Below are 17,815 nucleotides of genomic sequence, written 5' to 3'. Positions count from 1 at the left end.
GTCATTCTGTCAGGTGAAGATGAGGAACAGCACGTAGGTAGCCGCCGCCGACGGCAGGATCGAGTCGAGGCGGTCGAGGAAACCGCCGTGCCCGGGCAACCAGGAACTCATGTCCTTGATGCCGAGATCGCGCTTGATCAACGACTCCGCGAGGTCGCCCGCCGTGGCCGTCAGCAAGGCCACGAGACCGAATACGACGCCGAACCACCACGGCTGCCCGATCATGAACAGCGAGAGGAGGACGCCGGCGACGATGGCCGCGACGGCCGCTCCCGCGAAGCCCTCCCAGGTCTTCTTGGGGCTGATGGTCGGCGCCATCGGATGGCGGCCCCACGACAGCCCGCTCGCGTACGCGCCGGTGTCGACAGCCACGACGACGATCAGGAAGGCGAGCACCCACCACTCCCCGCCCTTCTCGGCGAGGAGGAGGATCGCGAACGATCCCAGCAGCGTCACGTACATCTGCACGAGGACGCTCCAGGCGAGATCGCGCGCGAGCGCCACTCCCCCGGCGCGTCTGGCGGGAAGCGCCGCCTCCTCCACCAGCCGCCAGATGACGACCAGCAGGATGCCCGCCGCCAGGGCGACCAGCTGGCCGCCCGCGTGGAACCAGAAGGTCGCCGGCACGATCGCCAGCGAAGCGATCACCGTGGGGATGCGGGGCACGCGCCTGCCTGCGCCGCGGAATGCCTGCGTGAGCTCGAAGGCGGCGAACCCGATCATCGCCGCCCCGAACACCAGGAACAACTCCTTGACGAAGATCAGGCTCACGATGAGGAGAGCCCCTGCCCCCAGGCCGATCAGTATCGCCAGGATGAGGTTGCGACCGGTCCGCGCGGCGATCCGCTCGTTGGTCGCGTCGAGTTGAGCTTTTCTGGCCAGCACCTGCCGCTCGAAATCGGCGCGGGTGGCCTGCACTTGCGCACGGATCTCCGCGCGTGCCGCCGCCTTCCCCCGTCTGCCCGACTCCGGCGTGCGGGGCGCGCCGGGGCTGCTCCCCTCGCTCATTCAGACCTCGAGGAGCTCAGCTTCCTTGCGCTTCAGGGCCTCGTCGACGGCGTCGACGTGCGAGCGGGTGAGGGACTCCAGCTCCTTCTCACCACGAGCCACCTCGTCGTCCCCGACCTCGCCCTTGAGCGCGTCCAGGTCGTCCTTCGCCTTGCGGCGGATGTTGCGGATGGCGACCTTGGCGTCTTCGCCCTTGCTGCGGACGATCTTCACGAACTCCTTGCGGCGGTCTTCCGTGAGCTCGGGCAGGGACACCCGGACGATCTCGCCGTCGTTTCCGACGTTCGCCGAGAGGTTCGGCATGGCGACGATCGCCTTCTCGATCTCCTTGAGCGCGGACTTGTCGTACGGCGTCACCAGCAGGACGCGCGCCTCCGGGTTCTGGAGGCCGGCGAGCTGCGCGAGCGGCGTCGGCGAACCGTAGTAGTCGACCAGCACCTTCTGGAAGAGGGCAGGGTTCGCACGCCCCGCGCTCACCGTGCCGAAGTCGTCCCTCGCCGCGTCCACGGTCTTGCTCATACGCTGGCGGGCGTCGGAAATCACATCGGCGATCACGGTTTCTCCTTCAGATCGGTGAGTCGGTGTCTAGTCTAGGGCCAGGGTGCCCGGCGGCCCGTGCACGGCCAGGGGCAGGCGGCCTTCGCCGGCGGGCGTTCGGCCCGGACTCAGCCGAGCAGGGTGCCGATCTCGGCCCCGAGCAGCGCGGCCGTCACGTTGCCTGCGGGCTCGATGCCGAAGATGCGCATCGGCATCCCGTTGTCCATGCAGAGGCTCAGCGCGGTGGAGTCGACCGCCTTGAGACCCTGCTGGAGGGCGTCCTGGTGGCTGATCTGGTCGATCTTGCGTGCGTCCGGGTTGGTGCGCGGGTCGGAGTCGTACATCCCGTCGACGCCGTTCTTGGCGACCAGCACGACGTCGGCGCTGATCTCCAGAGCGCGCTGCGCCGCGACCGTGTCGGTCGAGAAGTACGGCAGGCCGGCGCCGGCGCCGAAGATGACGACGCGGCCCTTCTCGAGGTGCCGCTCGGCGCGTCGCGGGATGTATGGCTCCGCGACCTGGGTCATCGCGATGGCGGACTGCACACGGGTCTCCGCGCCGGCCTGCTCGAGGAAGTCCTGCAGGGCCAGCGAGTTCATGACCGTGCCCAGCATGCCCATGTAGTCGGCGCGCCCGCGGTCCATGCCGCGCTGCGAAAGCTCGGCGCCGCGGAAGAAGTTGCCTCCGCCGACCACGATCGCGATCTCGACATCGGTCGCGGCCTGGGCGATCTCGCGGGCGATGCTGCTGACGATGTCGGGGTTCACCCCGAGCTGCCCGCCGCCGAACGCCTCGCCGGAGAGTTTGAGGAGGACCCTGCGTCTCTGAGTGGATGCCGACATACGTGTACGAGTCCTTCCGTGTGTTTCGTTAACGCTAGTGCGTGCGGCGCGTGAACAGTTCGCGTGCGCACAGAAAAGGAGTCCGGATCGTGATTCACGATCCGGACTCCTTCATGCCTGGGTCAGGCGCCGACCTTGAAGCGGGCGAAGCCCGAGACGGTCAGACCCGAGTCCTTGAGGACCTGGGCGATGGTCATCTTGTTGTCGCGGGCGTACTCCTGCTCGAGCAGGGCGACCTGCTTGAAGTACGCGCCGAGGCGACCCTCGATGATCTTCGGGAGCGCGGCCTCCGGCTTGCCCTCGTTGCGCGAGATCTCCTCGACGATGCGACGCTCGTTCTCGACCTCGTCGGCCGGGACGTCCTCGCGGGTGAGGTAGGTCGGGTTGGCGAACGAGATGTGCTGCGCGATGCTGCGAGCAGTCTCCGCGTCGGCGCCGGCGTAGCCGACGACCACGCCGACCTGCGGCGGCAGGTCCTTGGAGGTCTTGTGCAGGTAGACCGCGAAGTTCTCGCCGGAGACGACCGCGATACGGCGGAGCTCCACCTTCTCGCCGAGGATCGCCGCCTCGTCGCCGATGAGCTCGGCGACGGTCTGCGACCCGGCGGGGGCGGCCAGCGCCTCCTCGACGGTGGTGGCGCCGGCGGCGGCTGCCGCGTCGAGCACCTTGTCGGCGAGGGCGATGAACTTCTCGCCCTTCGCGACGAAGTCGGTCTCGCACGCGAGCTCGATCATCGTCGCGGTGCCGTTGCCGTTCTCCTTCGCGGCCACGAGGCCCTCGGAGGTGGAGCGGTCGGCACGCTTGGCGTTGCCCTTCGCACCCTTGAGGCGCAGGATCTCGGTGGCCTTCTCGATGTCGCCACCGGCCTCCTCGAGCGCCTTCTTGGTGTCGACCATGCCGGTGCCGAGCTGCTCGCGCAGGGCTTTGATGTCAGCGATGCTGATGTTTGCCATGTTCTGACTGGAACCTTCTGACTCGAAGTTGGAAGTTGGTTACTTGGCCTCGGCGTCGGCTTCGCCCTCGGCGACGACCTCGGCGGAGTCCGCCTTGGCCTCAGCGAGGTCGGCGTCGGCCGCCTTCTCGTTCTCGGCGGAGGCCTGGACCTCGTCGCTCGACTGCGCGAGGAGCTCCTGCTCCCACTCGGCGAGCGGCTCGGCCTGCTCGGAGCCCTCCTCGGGCTTCTGGTGACGCTGGATGAGGCCTTCGGCCGCGGCGTCGGCGACGATACGGGTGAGGAGCGTGACCGAGCGGATGGCGTCGTCGTTGCCCGGGATCGGGTACTGGACCTCGTCCGGGTCGCAGTTCGTGTCGAGGATGGCGATGACCGGGATGCCCAGCTTCTTCGCCTCGTCGATCGCGAGGTGCTCCTTCTTGGTGTCGACGACCCAGATCGCGCTCGGCGTCTTCGACAGGTTGCGGATGCCGCCGAGCGACTTGTGCAGCTTGTCGAGCTCGCGCTTCTTGATCAGCAGCTCCTTCTTGGTGAAGCCGCTGGTGGTGCCCTCGAAGTCGAGCTCCTCGAGCTCCTTCATGCGCGCGAGGCGCTTGGAGACGGTCTGGAAGTTGGTCAGCAGACCACCCAGCCACCGCTGGTTCACGTAGGGCTGGCCCACGCGGGTGGCCTGCTCGGCGATCGCCTGCTGCGCCTGCTTCTTGGTGCCGACGAAGAGGATGGTGCCGCCGTGGGCGACGGTCTCGCGCACGAACTCGTAGGTCTTGTCGATGTACGCGAGCGACTGCTGCAGGTCGATGATGTAGCTGCCCGAGCGCTCGGTGAGGATGAAGCGCTTCATCTTCGGGTTCCAGCGGCGGGTCTGGTGTCCGAAGTGGACGCCGCTGTCGAGCAGCTGGCGCATGGTGACGACGGCCATTGCCGTTCTCCTGTCTTGCGCGCCCGGCCAAGTGGCGGGGTCGCGACTCTCGGTTGTCCCGCGGCGATCGGTCGATCGTCGCGCCTGGTGCCCTGCGCTGCTCCGCACCCGCGCACCCGCACGGACGAGCCGTGGTGGATGATCAGGAGACCGGTGGAGACGCGCCCGCCCTGCGAAGAGGGCGTTGCGGACACGCGTAGTCACTCCGACGTGCGGAGTGCAAAGAACATCCTATCAGGAACGGCGACGCGCCAGGCGCGATCTCACGACCGCGGAACGGTGTCTCCCGACGACCTCACCTGCGGGCCGCGGTTGCGGCCGGCATTGGCGAAGAGGGTCTCGGCGTGCTCGAGGGCCATCCCGTTCGTCTCCGGCACTTTGAAGAACACGAAGAAGAACGAGAGAGCGGCGAACACCGCGTACATACCGTACGTGAACGTCAGCGAGAAGTCCGACATCGGCGGGAAGGAGACCGTGACCAGGAAGTTGGCGATCCACTGCGCGGATGCCGCCACGCCGAGCGCAGCGCCGCGGATGCGCGGCGGGAAGATCTCGCCGAGCAGCACCCACACCAGCGGCCCCCACGATGCGCCGAAGAAGATCACGAACAGGTTCGCGGCGACCAGGGCGATCGGGCCCCACGGGTTCGGGAGCGACACTTCACCTCCGGACTTGCTGGCGAAGCTGAACGAGAGCGCCATCACCGCCAGCGACAGCGCCATTCCCACCGAGCCGGTGAGCAGGATCGGTCGGCGGCCGACGCGGTCCACCAGGAGGATGGCGACGATGGTCACCACCACGTTCGTGACCGAGGTGATCACGGTGATCAGCAGCGAGTTGCTCTCCGTGAAGCCGACCGCCTTCCACAGGGTCGTCGAGTAGTAGAAGATCACGTTGATGCCGACGAACTGCTGGAAGACGGACAGGATGATGCCGATCCAGACGATCGGTTTCAACCCGAAGCGGTTTCCGCGCAGTGTGCCCTTCGCGGAGTCCTTGTCCTGTTCGATCGCCTGCTCGATGTCGCGCACCTGGCGGTCGACGTCCTCCTCGGGGACGAGAGTCGTGAAAATGGCCCGAGCCTCGTCGTGCCGGCCGGTCGACAGCAGGTAGCGCGGCGACTCGGGCAGCAGCAGGGCGAGGATTCCGTAGACGACAGACGGGATGACGCCGACGAGGAACATCCAGCGCCAGGCCTCCAGGCCGAACCAGAGCTGGTTGGCCGCGGCGCCCGCAGCACCCGCGAGGAGTGCGTCGGAGAGCAGGGCGACGAAGATACCGATCGTGATCGCGAGCTGCTGCAGCGATGCGAGGCCGCCGCGGCGCTGCTTCGGCGCGATCTCGGCGATGTACGCCGGCGCGACGACCGACGCGATGCCGATGCCCAGACCGCCGATGATGCGCCAGAACCCGAGATCCCAGACCGAGAACGAGAGCCCGGCGCCGATCGAGCTCGCCAGGAACAGCACCGCACCGATGAGCATCACCCGGATGCGGCCCCACCGGTCGGCGAGCCGACCCGCGAAGTACGCGCCGACGGCGCAGCCGAGGAGGGCGATCGCGACGATGAAGCCGGTGACGAACGCGTTGAGCGCGAAGTGGTGCTGGATCGAGTCGACGGCGCCGTTGATGACCGACGAGTCGAATCCGAACAGGAACCCGCCGACCGCTGCCGCGGTCGCGAGGCCGACGACCTTGCGTTTCATCGCCGCCGTGGGCTCGGGGACCCTTTCCTCCCCGTCGGAGGTGGTGCTGCGTGGATCAGACATGTCATCCCTCTTCGGTTGTAGCGCGCGAGTGAAAAGTCGCGGCGTTGCACACGGTACGCCGCTCTCCGGGCGGGCAGAAGAGTCCTCAACAGCGTCCGGCGATCGGCGGGCCTTCCACAGATCGCGCGATCCGGGCGCGCGGGCGCCGTGGGCTGAGCAGAGTGGATGGAGAGGTTCGAGGCATCACGAGAGGTGGACGGCTGATGAGGGTCTGGCGCGGGCTGGTGAGCGTGGCGGCGGTCGTCATGCTCGGTTGGGTGGTGTTCTCGCCGGGGGCGAGCGCGGTGGTCGCGAGCCGAAGCGCGGATGCGGATGGGGGTGCGATAGCGCGGGCCGCGCGATCCCGGAGTGCTGAGGTCGCGACTCCTCGGTGGCAGTGGCCACTGCTGCCGTCTCGCATCGTCCAGTCGTATGCGGCACCGTCGTCCCCCTACGCGGCCGGTCATCGGGGCATCGACCTGGCAGCCGCGCCGGGAAGCACCGTACTCGCTCCGTCGGATGCGACGGTGCGCTTTGTGGGAGTCGTCGTCGACCGACCCGTCCTCACGCTCGATCATGGTTCCGGGATTCTGTCGTCGTACGAGCCCGTGGTCGCGGACGGCCTGCAACCGGGGGACCTCGTGGCACGCGGATCCCCGATCGGGGTCGTCGACGTCGGCGCACACTGCTCGGAGGTCTGCCTGCACGTAGGGGTGCGTATCGACGGCGCCTACGTGTCACCCCTGCTGTTCTTCGACCGGGTGCCTCACTCGGTGCTGCTGCCATTGCACGGCATGCAGTCGCTTCGCGGGGCGGCCGTCGCGGTCACGCGCGCGGGTGAGCGATCCGGTACGTCTCCTTGAGCCGTTCGGTGGAGACGTGCGTGTAGATCTGGGTTGTGCCGAGGCTCGCGTGGCCGAGGATCTCCTGGACCGCCCGCAGGTCCGCTCCCCCGTCGAGCAAATGGGTCGCGGCGGTGTGCCGCAGCGTATGGGGTCCGGCCGGCCCTCCACCGGGCAGGTCGATGAGCAGGGACGCGACCAGCTGGTAGACCGCGCGCGTGCCGAGGCGTCCACCGCGTGACCCCAGGAGCAGCGCGGGACCGGAGCGTTCGGTGGCGAGAGCCGGTCGTGCTGTCGCGAGGTAGCGCTGCACTGCACGGAGCGCGGGAACCCCGAACGGCACCACTCTCTGCTTGTTGCCCTTTCCGATGACACGCAGCGTGAGCCGTTCGAGGTCGACGTCGTCGGTGTCGAGACCGGTGAGCTCGCTCACGCGGATGCCCGCCGCATAGAGCAGCTCGATGACGACGACATCGCGCATCGCCGCCGGATCGCCATCCTCAGCGCGTTCGCCGAGCGTCGAGAGGAGTCCGTCGATCTGCTCCCTCGTGATCACGCGTGGGAGGTGCTTGTCAGCTTTCGGCGCCCGCAGGCGGGCCGCGGGGTCGGACACCGCTGCTGTCGAGGCCGCGTCGCCCGGGTCGAGATCTGTGCCGGCGCCGCGCGCGGTCCACGCACTGAAGCCGCGCGCAGCGGCGGATCGTCGGGCGAGGGTCGCCTTGGCGAGCTGTCGTTGAGCGCCTTCCCAGAGCCAGTCCCTGAACAGGTCGAGCGTCAGCTGCTCCGTCGACGTCACGTGCCGATCACGGGCGAACTGCTCCAGCTGGGTCAAGTCGGACCGGTAGGCACGCACCGTCTGCGCCGAGTACCCGCGCTCGACCGTGAGATGACGGAGGTAGCCGTCGACCGCGAGCCGGAGTTCCACCCCTTCAGCTTCCGCCATCCGGTGCGGCGCGAGGCACCTGACGCACCGGCGCCGACGAATCGTCGTTCAGCGATCCGAGCGTTGACGAGAGTCATCGGAACACGGTGAAGGCCACCGCTGACGGGTGTTCGGTGCCACAGCACGCACGTGCGACGAACGCCGAGGGATGAACCGGCACGTTTGCGCACAGCCGTCCGACGGGTGGCGCCGGTCATCGGCGACGCCATCCGTCGTGCGCCTGCCGGGCCACGGCGTGCGCGCTGAGCCGCCCGAGGGCCGCGACCACCGATTCACGCGACAGGGTCGTGCGCTCGGCAAGTTCGTGGATGCCCCGCCCCCGCGAGGCCGAGAGCTCCGCACGGACGCGGTCATCGGGATCGCCCTCCGGCGCGCGCACTCGCTGATCGTCGTCGATCGGCCGCTCGGCGCTCTGCAGCACGCCGAACGTGTCGGCCAGTTCGGCCATCTCGTCGGGGGTGGTGACACAGGTCGCTGCATATTCGCGGATCAGCCTGTGGCACCCTTCTGATGCTTTCGACGTGATCGGTCCAGGCACCGCCCCGAGTGGTCGCCCGAGCTGAGCGGCATGCGCCGCCGTATTCAGCGATCCGGAGCGCGCACCGGCCTCCACGACGATCGTCGCGCTGCTCGCCGCCGCGATCAGCCGGTTGCGCATCAGGAAACGCCAGCGCGTCGGGGTCGACCCCGGCGGCAGTTCGGCGATGAGCAGACCGTCGCGGGCGACGCGCTTGAGGAGGTCGTCGTTGCCTGCCGGATAGAGACGGTCGACGCCGCCGGCGAGGAACGCGACCGTTACCTGGTCGCTGGAGAGCGCGGCGCGATGTGCGGCGGCGTCGACACCGTAGGCGCCTCCGGAGACGATCGCGAAACCGCGATCGCTGAGCCCGGCTGCGCTTTCGAGAGCCACATGCTCGCCGTAGCCGCTGGCCGCCCGCGCGCCGACCAGAGCGACCGAGCGGGAGAGCAGCGCCAGACGCTGCGGGTCGCCGCGGAACCACAGTGCCATCGGTGCACCATGATCGAGATCGTCCACCGGCTCGGGCCAGAGCGGGTGTTCTGGTGTCACCAACCGTGCGCCGATGCGCGCGCCACGCACGAGCGGAGCCCAGACCGGGCCGCCCGGGAGCCGCGAGCGCCAGCGCGCGAGGGCATCCCGCAACCGCGTGGCCGTCGCGATCGGCGACGCGCCCGCTGCCTCCAGGGCGCTCTGCAGCTGCTCAGCCGTCGCGTCGCCCACGACGGCGTTCAGTACGCACTGGGCACCGAGTGCCACGACGAGCGACGCCGCGTCGGTGTCGCCGGGCTCGCACGCGGCCGACAGTGCGACCCGGGCGACGGCCGCCACGGCCGACCTCTCGTCCGGGTACGGCTCCCCCGGCGTCACCGCACCCAGGACCGAGGCCAGTTCGCTCGAGGAGAGGCCCGGGATGCCATCGCCCACCTCTGTCATGCCCCCGCCCCTCGACGCAGATACAACGCACGGCCGATGTGGTCGGCGGTCGGGCTGGCTGCGCCGTCCAGGTCGGCGAGGGTCCAGGCGACGCGGAGCGCGCGATCGTAGCCGCGCATAGTGATGCCTCCGCGCTCCAGAGCTCTGTCGAGAGCTGCACGCGCGGCGGCCGGCACCCGGCGCTGCGCGGACCGCAGCCACGGGCCGGCCGCCTGCGCGTTCGTGGTCCAGCCGGTGCCCGCGAGCCGTTCGTATGCGCTCGCCCGCGCATGCTCGACACGTGCTCGGAGATCCGCGCTCGTTCGTTCCGGCGGTCCCTCGTCTGTCGCCGTGCGCAAAGCGCCCAAGCCGAGGCGGCGCACAGTGAGCCGGATGTCGATGCGGTCGAGCAGCGGACCGGACAGCCGCGCGAAGTAGCGGCGGCGGGCGATCGGCGTGCAGCTGCACTCCTCGTCGGAGGAGCCATAGCGGCCGCACGGGCAGGGGTTCGACGCGAGCACGAGCTGGAAGCGCGCGGGGAAAGCCGCCGTGCCCGTGGCCCGGTGGATCGTGATCCCCCCGGATTCCAGCGGCTGCCTCAGGGCGTCGAGTACGCTCGGCGGGAACTCGGCTGCTTCGTCGAGGAACAGGACACCGTTGGTGGCGCGAACGATCGCACCCGGGACGATTCGTGTGCTTCCGCCACCCACCAGAGCGACAGCCGACGCTGTGTGGTGCGGCGCCTCGAACGGAGGCCGGTGCACCAAGGCACCGCCTACTCCCCTGCCGGCGAGTGAGCGGATCGAGGTGGACTCCAACGCCTGTTCCGCTGTGAGGTCGGGCAGCAGCGAGGGAAGCCGACGGGCGAGCATCGTCTTGCCTGCCCCGGGCGGCCCGACCATCGACACGTTGTGGCCACCGGCGGCGGCCACGACGAACGCGTCGACCGCCTCGTCGTTGCCCGAGACGTCGGCCATGTCGGCTTCGGCGGCCGCGACTGGCACATCGTCCGTCAGCGGGACAGGTTGCTCGTCCACCGGCTCGAGCTCCGCGCCGTGGAGGATCGCCGCCGCGCGCAGCCCCACGACGGGAACCACGTCGATTCCGGCGACGAGCCCGGCCTCGTCGGCGTTGGCGGCGGGTACCAGCACCCGTCGGAAGCCGGCGTCGCGCGCCGCGAGGACGGACGGCAGGATTCCGGGTACCGGACGCAAACGCCCGTCGAGGCCGAGCTCCCCGAGGTGCACGGCCGAGGCCGCGGCCTCCGCCGGGATCTCTCCCGAGGCCGCCAGCGCTGCGACGGCGATCGCCAGATCGAACCCCGAGCCCTGTTTGCGCAGGGATGCGGGCGACAAGTTGACGGTGAGCTTGCGCTGCGTGAGGGAGCAGCCGGCGTTCGTCGCCGCTGCAGAGACGCGCTTGCGCGACTCGCCCAGGGCGGCATCCGGCAGCCCGATCAGCACGAACGCCGGGAGGCCTGCCGAGATGTCGGCCTCCACCTCGACGATGTCGCCGCGCACTCCGGTCAGGGCGACGGCGAACGTGCGTGCGACCGCCATCAGACCACCCCTTCGAGGTGCTCGATGGACGGTTCCGAGGCCCGAGCGGCGAGAACCGCGATCGCATCGATGCGCGTCCCGCCCGGGACCGGCCCATGCACGCGGCACCATTCGGCGGCGAGCCGCCGGAGCCGCGCCGCCTTCTCGACGGTGATCGCCTCGAACGGATGCCCGTACGCCATCGAACTGCGCGTCTTCACCTCGACGAACACCGTCGTCGCTCCGCGCCGGACGATCAGATCGAGCTCTCCCGCCGTGCAACGCCAGTTGCGCTGGAGCACCGTGTATCCGCGCTCCTGGAGCCAGCGCGCGGCCAGCGCCTCTCCGTCACGACCCAATCGGTCTTTCTCTGCCATGTGTCCTCCCACGACCAGACTGGCCGGGGAGGCGGGGGCGCGAGGCGTCGGGCGGGAATCAGTGGAGAAGTGGGCGAATCAGCGGGCTGTGGAGAACCCAGGTACCAGGCTCGTACTCCCGCGCCGCCTCACTCGTCGAGCGCGAGCTCCTTGGGAAGCTCGAACTCCTTGCTCGAGAGCTCCTCGATGTTGACGTCCTTGAAGGTCAGCACGCGAACCGACTTGACGAAGCGGTCGGCACGGTAGACGTCCCACACCCACACATCGTTCATCGTGAGCTCGAAATAGAAGTCATGCTCCGTGTCCCGCCGCACGAACTCCACCTCGTTCGCGAGGTAGAAGCGGCGCTCGGTCTCGATCACGTACTTGAACTGCGAGACGACGTCTCGGTATTCGCGATACAAAGCCAGCTCGACCTCGCGGTCGTAGTCGTCGAACTCGTCCTCATCCATCGTTCGTCAAGTCTAGCTGCGAGACGGGCTCACTCGGCATGTCGAGCGTCTGAAGGTCCTTCAGCCACGTCAGCCGGTGCAGCGCGCTGGGCCCGAGCGAGGCGATCGCCGCGAAGTGCTCCGGGGTCGAGTAGCCCTTGTTGCTCACCCAGCCGTAGCCCGGGTACTGCACGTCGTGCTGGATCATCAGCCGATCGCGATGCACTTTGGCGATGACAGAAGCGGCGGCCACGGACGCGCAATCGCGGTCGGCCTTGATCCGCGTCACCACGCGGGCCGGCCGCATCAGCGCCGGGTTCAGATAGTCGTAGTTGCCGTCGAGGATGAGAGTGCTCTCCTGCAGCGGGGCGCCCTGTTCTTCGAGGCTCGCCAACGCGCGTGCGCCGGCGAGTCCCAGGCAGCGCATGATGCCGAGCGAGTCGACCTCCTCGGCCGACGCCAGGCCGACGGCGTGGAAGAGCGACCAGCGCCGGCACGCCGGCTCCAGCGCCTCACGCACGGGCTCCGGGAGCAGCTTGGAGTCGCGCAACCCCGGTGGGATCCGCTTGACGGCCGTGTCGATGACCACCATTCCCACCGCCACCGGACCTGCGAGGGCGCCGCGCCCGACCTCGTCGACGGCGACGATCGACGTGACGCCGTCGCGGTACAGCGCCTTCTCGAAGCGCAGTGACGGTGCGATCGGGGCCATCATCACCGGTCCTCCTTCACACCTCGGAAAGCTTCAGGATAGTCGTCCAGCCAGGTCCATCTGTTCACGGGCCAACTGATCACCACCGCTCGCCCGACGACATGGTCGAGCGGCACGAAACCGTGTCCCGGGAGCGCCTGGTTGCGGGAGGAGTCCTGCGAGTCGTACCGGTTGTCCCCCATGACCCAGAGATGCCCCTTCGGCACCGTGACATCGAACGCGAGCGTCGCGGCGTTCGTCTGCCCGAGCGGGATCTGGATGTACGGCTCGACGATCGCCGTGCCGTCGACCGTGATCCGGCCGGCCGTGTCGCAGCAGACCACGTGGTCCCCCGGCAGGCCGATGATCCGCTTTACCAGGTGGTCGTCGCTGTCGGAGGCCGAAAGCCCGACGAATGTGAGTGCGGTGTCCGCCGCCTGAGCCAGCGGGTTGCGGGCTACCGGCGGCGACGACGGGAGCCAGCCTCCCGGGTCGCGGAAGACCACCACGTCGCCGCGGCTGAGGCCGACGACCGACGGTTGGAGCTCGTTGACGAGGATCTTGTCGTTGATCTGGAGGGTGTTCTCCATCGACCCCGACGGGATGTAGAACGACCGGACGACGAAGGTCTTGATCAGGAAGGCGACCAGTAGCGCGATCACGACCACGATGAACACGTCGCGGAGGAAGAGCAGGATTCCGCGCCGGCTGCGCGTCCGCCCGGCTGAGCGGGTCGGCAGCGTCTCATCTGTCATTCGCTCGCCTTACGTCTCGTTCCGGGCCGCTCAAAGCACTGAGCTCCCGGTCCAGTGTAGGACCGGGAGCTCAGTGGAGGATGCGCGCGAAACGCTCAGTTCTCGCGCTTCTCCTTGATCTTCGCCTTCTTGCCGCGCAGCTCGCGGAGGTAGTAGAGCTTGGCGCGACGGACGTCACCGCGGGTGACGACCTCGATGCGGTCGATGACCGGGGAGTGCACCGGGAAGGTACGCTCGACGCCGACCTGGAAGCTGACCTTGCGGACCGTGAAGGTCTCGCGGACGCCCTCGCCCGAGCGGCCGATCACGACGCCCTGGAAGACCTGGATACGAGAGCGGCTGCCCTCGATGATGTTGACGTGCACCTTGACGGTGTCGCCGGCGCGGAACGCGGGGATGTCCTGCTTGAGGGACGCGGCGTCCACCTGATCGAGGATGTGCATTGCTGTTCGCTCTCTGTACCCGCCGGCAGGTCGGGGACGGACTCGGGGCCGCATGCTGCATGACAGGCGGAGCGGCCGGGATTTGATTGGGGTGTGCGCGCTCGAGATGCTGGCTCCCCTGCGGCAGAGCCTGGCGGCGGCACGAAGATCTATTCTGCCATGCGCGCGGCCCTTATGCCAAAGCGCGCCGCGTGGGAGCCGCTCAGGCCGACGGTCGGTCTTCGCGGCGCTCCTCGATGATGATGACATCGGCGTCGTCGACGACGGGCTCCCTCTGCGGGCTGTTCACCTGCTCGGGGTTCGCGGCGCGCTGGTAGGCGGCGTACGACACCTGCACGCGTGAGCGCGTCTCGGACACCAGCTCCCACAGCCCGACCCAGAAGAGTCCGAGGAACAACAGGACTCCGAGGACGGCGAGCCAGCCGGTCACGCCGGGCGGGAAGAAGCCGAACGCGATGATGGAGGCGCTCCAGCCGGCGAGCAGTCCGGTGTCGTACCACGACACGGCACGGGCGTCGCGGACGCTCTTGCGGGCCATCATGAGTCCGCCGACGGCGATCAGCGCCACGAAGAGGATCGGGCAGAGCACCAGGAGGCCGAGGAACGTCCAGCCGCTGCCCTGGTGGAAGGCCGCCCAGCCGATCAGCAACCAGACGGGCAGCACCACGGCGGACGGGAAGAGCCACCAGTAGAACGCCTTGCGGATGATCACGCGTTCAGCGTAGCGTCGCACGGCTGTGCGGCGGCTGCGGGTTCGCCACAGGCGGACCGCACCTCGCGGGAGGGCTGGAGGGCGCCCGCATGGAAGACTGGAGTCGAGCACGCGAGAGAGGAAGAACGTGATCGAGCTGAGGACCCCTGCCGAGATCGAGCAGATGCGGCCGGCGGGACGATTCGTCGCCGACGTTCTGGCCGAGACCGCAGCGGCGGCACGGGTCGGCGTCAACCTCCTGGAGCTCGACGCCCTCGCCCACGACCTGATCCGCGCGCGCGGAGCCGAGTCGTGCTACATCGACTACCACCCGTCGTTCGGAGCCAGCCCGTTCGGCAAGGTGATCTGCACCTCGGTCAACGACGCCGTCCTGCACGGGCTCCCCCACGACTACCGGCTGCGCGACGGCGACCTCTTGAGCCTCGACTTCGCCGCGAGCGTCGACGGCTGGGTGGCCGACTCGGCCGTGAGCCTGGTGGTCGGCTCTCCGCGCGATGAGGATCTGCGCCTCATCGACACGACCCGGCGCGCACTGACCGCCGGGATCGCCGCTGCCCAGCCCGGGAGCCGGGTCGGTGACATCTCTGCCGCGATCGCGGCCGTGGCGCACTCGGAGGGCTACTCGGTCAACACGCAGTTCGGGGGTCACGGCGTCGGGCGGACGATGCACGGCGACCCGCACATCCCGAACGACGGTCGCCCCGGCCGCGGCTTTCCACTGCGCCCCGGGCTGGTCATCGCGATCGAGCCGTGGTTCCTGGAGACGACCGACGAGATCTTCACCGACCCCGACGGCTGGACGCTGCGCTCCGCCGACGGTTCCCGCGGCGCCCACTCCGAGCACACCGTCGCCATCACCGAGAACGGCCCGCTCATCCTCAGCGCTCCCTAGCGAACCGCGAACGGCGCCCGGTGGGCGCTACGGCAGCAGGTCGGGGCGCACCCGAGCGGTGCGCTCGAGCGACTGCTCGCGACGCCAGGCCTCGATCGCGCCGTGGTTGCCGGAGAGCAGCACCGCAGGGACGTCGTGGCCGCGCCACTCCGCGGGCTTCGTGTACGACGGGTACTCGAGGAGGCCGTCCTCGTGCGACTCCTGCACGAGGCTCTCGGGGTTGCCGACGACGCCGGGGATGAGTCGGCCGACCGCCTCGATCATCGCCATCGTGGCGACCTCCCCGCCGTTGAGCACGTAGTCGCCGACACTGACCAGCCGCACCCGGGCACGGCCGGCGTATTCGTCGAAGACCCGCTGGTCGATGCCTTCGTAGCGCCCGCAGCCGAAGACCAGGTGCGACTCCGCGGCGAGCTCGCGCGCCATCGCCTGCGTGAAGACGTCGCCCGCGGGCGACGGGAAGATCAGCACCGGGTCGTCGGAGCCCTCCAGGATCCCGTCGAGCGCCTCCCCCCACGGTTCCGGCTTCATGACCATGCCCGCGCCGCCGCCGTAGGGCGTGTCGTCGACGGTGCGGTGCCGGTCGTGGGTGTTGTCACGAAGATCGTGGACACCGAGCCGGATGATCCCGGACTGCCGCGCCTTGCCGAGGAGCGAGATGTCCAGCACATCGAAGAAGGTCGGGAAGATCGTGACGATGTCGATGCGCATGCAGGGAAGTCTATTCGGGGACGACGACGAGCTCCTGGTCGCGCGGAACGAGCGGGGCGGCGATCGCAGGGCAGACGGCCACCGCGGCGAACGCCAGCGGGAAGCCCACCCAGCCGATGAGCGCGCCGACCGCCGGACCGACGACTGACGCGGCCAGGAACTGCCCGGTGTTCTGCGCCCCGAGTGCACGCCCGGACCAGAACGGGCCTGCGATCTCCGCCACCGAGGTGTAGGCGAGGCCGTTGTCCGCCACGGTCACGACCGCCGCCGCGATGAGGATCACGGCCGCGGCGACCGAGCCGAGGGCCGATGCCACGCCCATCAGCAGCATGACGGCCACCGCGGCGACCGACACCCAACGCAGAGGCACCAGATGGCTGCCGACCCGATCACTGAGCACTCCGACGCCGATGCGTCCGACTGCGCCGACGAACTGGCTGACCCCGATCACGATGCCGGCGGCGAGGGAGGTGAAATGCAGCTCGGTGACGAGCCAGACCAGCCCGAAGGTCGACACGGTGAACTGCGGAACGACCAGCAGCATCGAGACGATGTGGATGCGCCACAGCAGCGAGGTCTCGCGATACGGGCGCCACGCGGCGTGCGGGTGAGCGGCCTCGCCCTCGGCGGTCTTCCGCTGCGGGCGCGGCGGGTCGACGATGCCGATCGCGCACAGCACGGCGGAGACACCGCACAGTATTGCGGGCACCGCCAGTGCGGCGGGGATCCCACCGGACGCCGCCAGCAGCGGGACGCTGATCGCCGCGATGGCGACGCCCAAGGGCTGACACATCTGCCGGATGCCCATCGCCAGGCCGCGCCGCTCCTTGGGGAACCAGCCGATGACCACCCGCCCGCTCGCGGCGTTGGGGCTCGCGGCGGCCATGCCTCCTACGAGGAAGAGCGCACCCAGCGCGACGTACGACGACACGAACATCGCGGCGACCGCGGCGCCCGCGGTGATCGCCAGTCCGGCGGCGATGACCCAGCGCTCGCCGATCCGGTCGCTCAGCGCGCCCCAGGCGATGAGAGACAGCACCAGGCCGAGCGTGGGCGCCGACGCCAGGAGACCGGCCTGCGCGAGGCTGAGCCCGCGCTCCGTGTGCAGCAGAGGGATGAGGAAGGCCGGCGTGGACACGAAGACCGTCGAGCTCGCCTGCCCGGCGACGCCGAGCGCGAGCATCAGCCATGGGCGCGGGGTTCGGACCTTCCGGGTGTCTGCTCGCGTCGGATCGCTCATGCGGTATACCCTAGCGGTATACCGGCTTGGTATACCAATAAGGAGTGCGATGGCAGAGCAGCCCCACGTCTACGAGCGACTCCGCTCCGAGATCCTCGATCTGCAACGTATCCCCGGCTCGCGGGTCACCGAACGCGGCCTGGAGGCAGACCTCGGAGCCTCCCGCACCCCATTGCGTGCAGCGCTCATGCGACTCGAGGCGGAGGGCCTCGTGCAGCGCGACGGACGCGCGTGGCAGATCTCCCCCATCGACCTCGGCGAGATCGCCCGACTCAGCGAGCTGCGGGACGCCGTGGAGTCGGCGGGCGTCCGCCTCAGCGTCGCGCGCGCCTCCGACGACGCGCTCAGCGCGCTGCGGGACGCTCTCGGCGGCTACGACCCGGATCGCCCGAGCGACGACGCGGTCGGTGAGGGCGCCCACTTCCACGTGCGGCTCGCCGAGCTCAGCGGAAACCACTTCTTCGCCGACACCGTCTCGTCGGCGATGACGCGCCTGGCGCGCACGCGCTGGCTCGAGGTGCGCACGCCCGAGGCGCGGCGAACGGCCTGGGAGGAGCACCGGACGATCGTCGATCAGCTCGCCGCACGGGACGCCGACGCCGCGGCGGACAGCATCCATCGCCACATCGTCGGCACGCACGAGCGGCTCCAACGCGCTCTGGACGCGGATGCGCGCCTGCTGCGGGCCCGGGGCCTCACGATCGTGGGGACCGTGCCGCGCTAGGTGTAGTGCCCAGGCAGGTTGTTTGTGAGCCGAGTGATGGGCGGGAGCTTGCCGATGGCGGTGTGGGGTCGGTGCTGA

20 protein-coding genes are annotated in these 17,815 nt (G+C 69.3%); 3 read left to right on the top strand and 17 right to left on the bottom strand.

Annotated features, from left to right (window positions below; all coding sequences use genetic code 11):
- Window positions 1-9: 9 nt before the first annotated feature.
- The 6 genes from AC0HS0_RS18290 to AC0HS0_RS18265 form a co-directional block, all read right to left on the bottom strand.
- Window positions 10-1,008 (bottom strand): phosphatidate cytidylyltransferase, encoded by a 999-nt coding sequence (locus AC0HS0_RS18290; protein WP_472965574.1) that lies wholly within the window; start codon window positions 1,006-1,008, stop codon window positions 10-12.
- Window positions 1,009-1,563, bottom strand: coding sequence for a ribosome recycling factor (frr, locus tag AC0HS0_RS18285; protein WP_472965573.1), 555 nt, complete (start codon window positions 1,561-1,563; stop codon window positions 1,009-1,011).
- Window positions 1,564-1,673: 110 nt separating this feature from the next.
- The gene (gene pyrH / locus AC0HS0_RS18280; RefSeq protein ID WP_472965572.1) at window positions 1,674-2,387 is read right to left on the bottom strand and encodes a UMP kinase; all 714 of its coding nucleotides are present in this window, start codon (window positions 2,385-2,387) and stop codon (window positions 1,674-1,676) included.
- Between the two features lie 122 nt (window positions 2,388-2,509).
- Complete coding sequence (gene tsf / locus AC0HS0_RS18275; protein WP_472965571.1) at window positions 2,510-3,340, bottom strand: translation elongation factor Ts; 831 nt, start codon at window positions 3,338-3,340, stop codon at window positions 2,510-2,512.
- 39 nt (window positions 3,341-3,379) lie between these two features.
- Complete coding sequence (rpsB, locus tag AC0HS0_RS18270) at window positions 3,380-4,258, bottom strand: 30S ribosomal protein S2 (RefSeq protein WP_472965570.1); 879 nt, start codon at window positions 4,256-4,258, stop codon at window positions 3,380-3,382.
- 263 nt (window positions 4,259-4,521) lie between these two features.
- Window positions 4,522-6,027, bottom strand: a complete 1,506-nt coding sequence (locus AC0HS0_RS18265) for a sugar porter family MFS transporter (RefSeq protein ID WP_472965569.1) — start codon at window positions 6,025-6,027, stop codon at window positions 4,522-4,524.
- Between the two features lie 203 nt (window positions 6,028-6,230).
- Between AC0HS0_RS18265 and AC0HS0_RS18260 the strand changes: the two genes are divergently transcribed.
- Entirely contained in the window at window positions 6,231-6,869 is a 639-nt protein-coding gene (locus AC0HS0_RS18260) for a murein hydrolase activator EnvC family protein (RefSeq protein ID WP_472965568.1), read from the top strand.
- On the opposite strand, the gene AC0HS0_RS18255 is transcribed toward AC0HS0_RS18260, so the two are convergent.
- The 9 genes from AC0HS0_RS18255 to AC0HS0_RS18215 form a co-directional block, all read right to left on the bottom strand.
- Window positions 6,832-7,773 carry a tyrosine recombinase XerC gene (locus AC0HS0_RS18255; protein ID WP_472965567.1) on the bottom strand — a complete coding sequence of 314 codons (942 nt, stop codon included), beginning with the start codon at window positions 7,771-7,773 and terminating at the stop codon, window positions 6,832-6,834. The two genes, AC0HS0_RS18260 and AC0HS0_RS18255, sit on opposite strands and share 38 nt — an antisense overlap.
- 211 nt (window positions 7,774-7,984) lie before the next feature.
- Complete coding sequence (dprA, locus tag AC0HS0_RS18250; RefSeq protein ID WP_472965566.1) at window positions 7,985-9,244, bottom strand: DNA-processing protein DprA; 1,260 nt, start codon at window positions 9,242-9,244, stop codon at window positions 7,985-7,987.
- Entirely contained in the window at window positions 9,241-10,782 is a 1,542-nt protein-coding gene (locus AC0HS0_RS18245; RefSeq protein WP_472965565.1) for a YifB family Mg chelatase-like AAA ATPase, read from the bottom strand. Before AC0HS0_RS18245 ends, dprA begins: the two co-directional genes overlap by 4 nt.
- On the bottom strand, window positions 10,782-11,138 hold the full coding sequence (locus AC0HS0_RS18240) for a YraN family protein (protein ID WP_472965564.1): 357 nt from the start codon (window positions 11,136-11,138) through the stop codon (window positions 10,782-10,784). Before AC0HS0_RS18240 ends, AC0HS0_RS18245 begins: the two co-directional genes overlap by 1 nt.
- 128 nt (window positions 11,139-11,266) lie before the next feature.
- Window positions 11,267-11,590, bottom strand: coding sequence for a DUF2469 family protein (locus AC0HS0_RS18235; protein ID WP_018190696.1), 324 nt, complete (start codon window positions 11,588-11,590; stop codon window positions 11,267-11,269).
- Window positions 11,583-12,281 (bottom strand): ribonuclease HII, encoded by a 699-nt coding sequence (locus tag AC0HS0_RS18230; RefSeq protein ID WP_472965687.1) that lies wholly within the window; start codon window positions 12,279-12,281, stop codon window positions 11,583-11,585. Before AC0HS0_RS18230 ends, AC0HS0_RS18235 begins: the two co-directional genes overlap by 8 nt.
- 2 nt (window positions 12,282-12,283) lie before the next feature.
- The gene (gene lepB, locus AC0HS0_RS18225; RefSeq protein WP_472965563.1) at window positions 12,284-13,015 is read right to left on the bottom strand and encodes a signal peptidase I; all 732 of its coding nucleotides are present in this window, start codon (window positions 13,013-13,015) and stop codon (window positions 12,284-12,286) included.
- 95 nt (window positions 13,016-13,110) lie between these two features.
- Entirely contained in the window at window positions 13,111-13,458 is a 348-nt protein-coding gene (gene rplS, locus AC0HS0_RS18220; protein ID WP_472965562.1) for a 50S ribosomal protein L19, read from the bottom strand.
- Window positions 13,459-13,660: 202 nt separating this feature from the next.
- On the bottom strand, window positions 13,661-14,170 hold the full coding sequence (locus AC0HS0_RS18215; protein ID WP_472965561.1) for a hypothetical protein: 510 nt from the start codon (window positions 14,168-14,170) through the stop codon (window positions 13,661-13,663).
- A gap of 127 nt (window positions 14,171-14,297) precedes the next feature.
- Between AC0HS0_RS18215 and map the strand changes: the two genes are divergently transcribed.
- Complete coding sequence (gene map, locus AC0HS0_RS18210) at window positions 14,298-15,062, top strand: type I methionyl aminopeptidase (protein ID WP_472965560.1); 765 nt, start codon at window positions 14,298-14,300, stop codon at window positions 15,060-15,062.
- Window positions 15,063-15,089: 27 nt separating this feature from the next.
- Here map and trmD read toward each other — a convergent pair whose 3' ends face one another.
- Entirely contained in the window at window positions 15,090-15,773 is a 684-nt protein-coding gene (trmD, locus tag AC0HS0_RS18205) for a tRNA (guanosine(37)-N1)-methyltransferase TrmD (RefSeq protein WP_472965559.1), read from the bottom strand.
- A gap of 10 nt (window positions 15,774-15,783) precedes the next feature.
- Complete coding sequence (locus AC0HS0_RS18200; RefSeq protein WP_472965558.1) at window positions 15,784-17,013, bottom strand: MFS transporter; 1,230 nt, start codon at window positions 17,011-17,013, stop codon at window positions 15,784-15,786.
- Window positions 17,014-17,062: 49 nt separating this feature from the next.
- Between AC0HS0_RS18200 and AC0HS0_RS18195 the strand changes: the two genes are divergently transcribed.
- Window positions 17,063-17,737 (top strand): GntR family transcriptional regulator, encoded by a 675-nt coding sequence (locus tag AC0HS0_RS18195; protein ID WP_472965557.1) that lies wholly within the window; start codon window positions 17,063-17,065, stop codon window positions 17,735-17,737.
- Window positions 17,738-17,815 lie beyond the last annotated feature (78 nt).

Source organism: Leifsonia sp. PARNA 1/14 (assembly GCF_055720965.1).
The sequence above is the reverse complement of the archived record's forward strand: the minus strand, read 5'-3'. Positions and strand labels throughout refer to the sequence as shown.

Bases quoted from the DNA above. Each gene is read 5' to 3' on its own strand.
- AC0HS0_RS18265 (WP_472965569.1), bottom strand. From the start codon at position 6,027: ATGTCTGATCCACGCAGCACCACCTCCGACGGGGAGGAAAGGGTCCCC.
- trmD (WP_472965559.1), bottom strand. From the start codon at position 15,773: ATGCGCATCGACATCGTCACGATCTTCCCGACCTTCTTCGATGTGCTG.
- AC0HS0_RS18290 (WP_472965574.1), bottom strand. From the start codon at position 1,008: ATGAGCGAGGGGAGCAGCCCCGGCGCGCCCCGCACGCCGGAGTCGGGC.
- pyrH (WP_472965572.1), bottom strand. From the start codon at position 2,387: ATGTCGGCATCCACTCAGAGACGCAGGGTCCTCCTCAAACTCTCCGGC.
- AC0HS0_RS18235 (WP_018190696.1), bottom strand. From the start codon at position 11,590: ATGGATGAGGACGAGTTCGACGACTACGACCGCGAGGTCGAGCTGGCT.
- AC0HS0_RS18195 (WP_472965557.1), top strand. From the start codon at position 17,063: ATGGCAGAGCAGCCCCACGTCTACGAGCGACTCCGCTCCGAGATCCTC.
- dprA (WP_472965566.1), bottom strand. From the start codon at position 9,244: ATGACAGAGGTGGGCGATGGCATCCCGGGCCTCTCCTCGAGCGAACTG.
- AC0HS0_RS18230 (WP_472965687.1), bottom strand. From the start codon at position 12,281: ATGGCCCCGATCGCACCGTCACTGCGCTTCGAGAAGGCGCTGTACCGC.
- AC0HS0_RS18200 (WP_472965558.1), bottom strand. From the start codon at position 17,013: ATGAGCGATCCGACGCGAGCAGACACCCGGAAGGTCCGAACCCCGCGC.
- tsf (WP_472965571.1), bottom strand. From the start codon at position 3,340: ATGGCAAACATCAGCATCGCTGACATCAAAGCCCTGCGCGAGCAGCTC.
- AC0HS0_RS18240 (WP_472965564.1), bottom strand. From the start codon at position 11,138: ATGGCAGAGAAAGACCGATTGGGTCGTGACGGAGAGGCGCTGGCCGCG.
- AC0HS0_RS18260 (WP_472965568.1), top strand. From the start codon at position 6,231: ATGAGGGTCTGGCGCGGGCTGGTGAGCGTGGCGGCGGTCGTCATGCTC.
- lepB (WP_472965563.1), bottom strand. From the start codon at position 13,015: ATGACAGATGAGACGCTGCCGACCCGCTCAGCCGGGCGGACGCGCAGC.
- AC0HS0_RS18245 (WP_472965565.1), bottom strand. From the start codon at position 10,782: ATGGCGGTCGCACGCACGTTCGCCGTCGCCCTGACCGGAGTGCGCGGC.
- rplS (WP_472965562.1), bottom strand. From the start codon at position 13,458: ATGCACATCCTCGATCAGGTGGACGCCGCGTCCCTCAAGCAGGACATC.
- rpsB (WP_472965570.1), bottom strand. From the start codon at position 4,258: ATGGCCGTCGTCACCATGCGCCAGCTGCTCGACAGCGGCGTCCACTTC.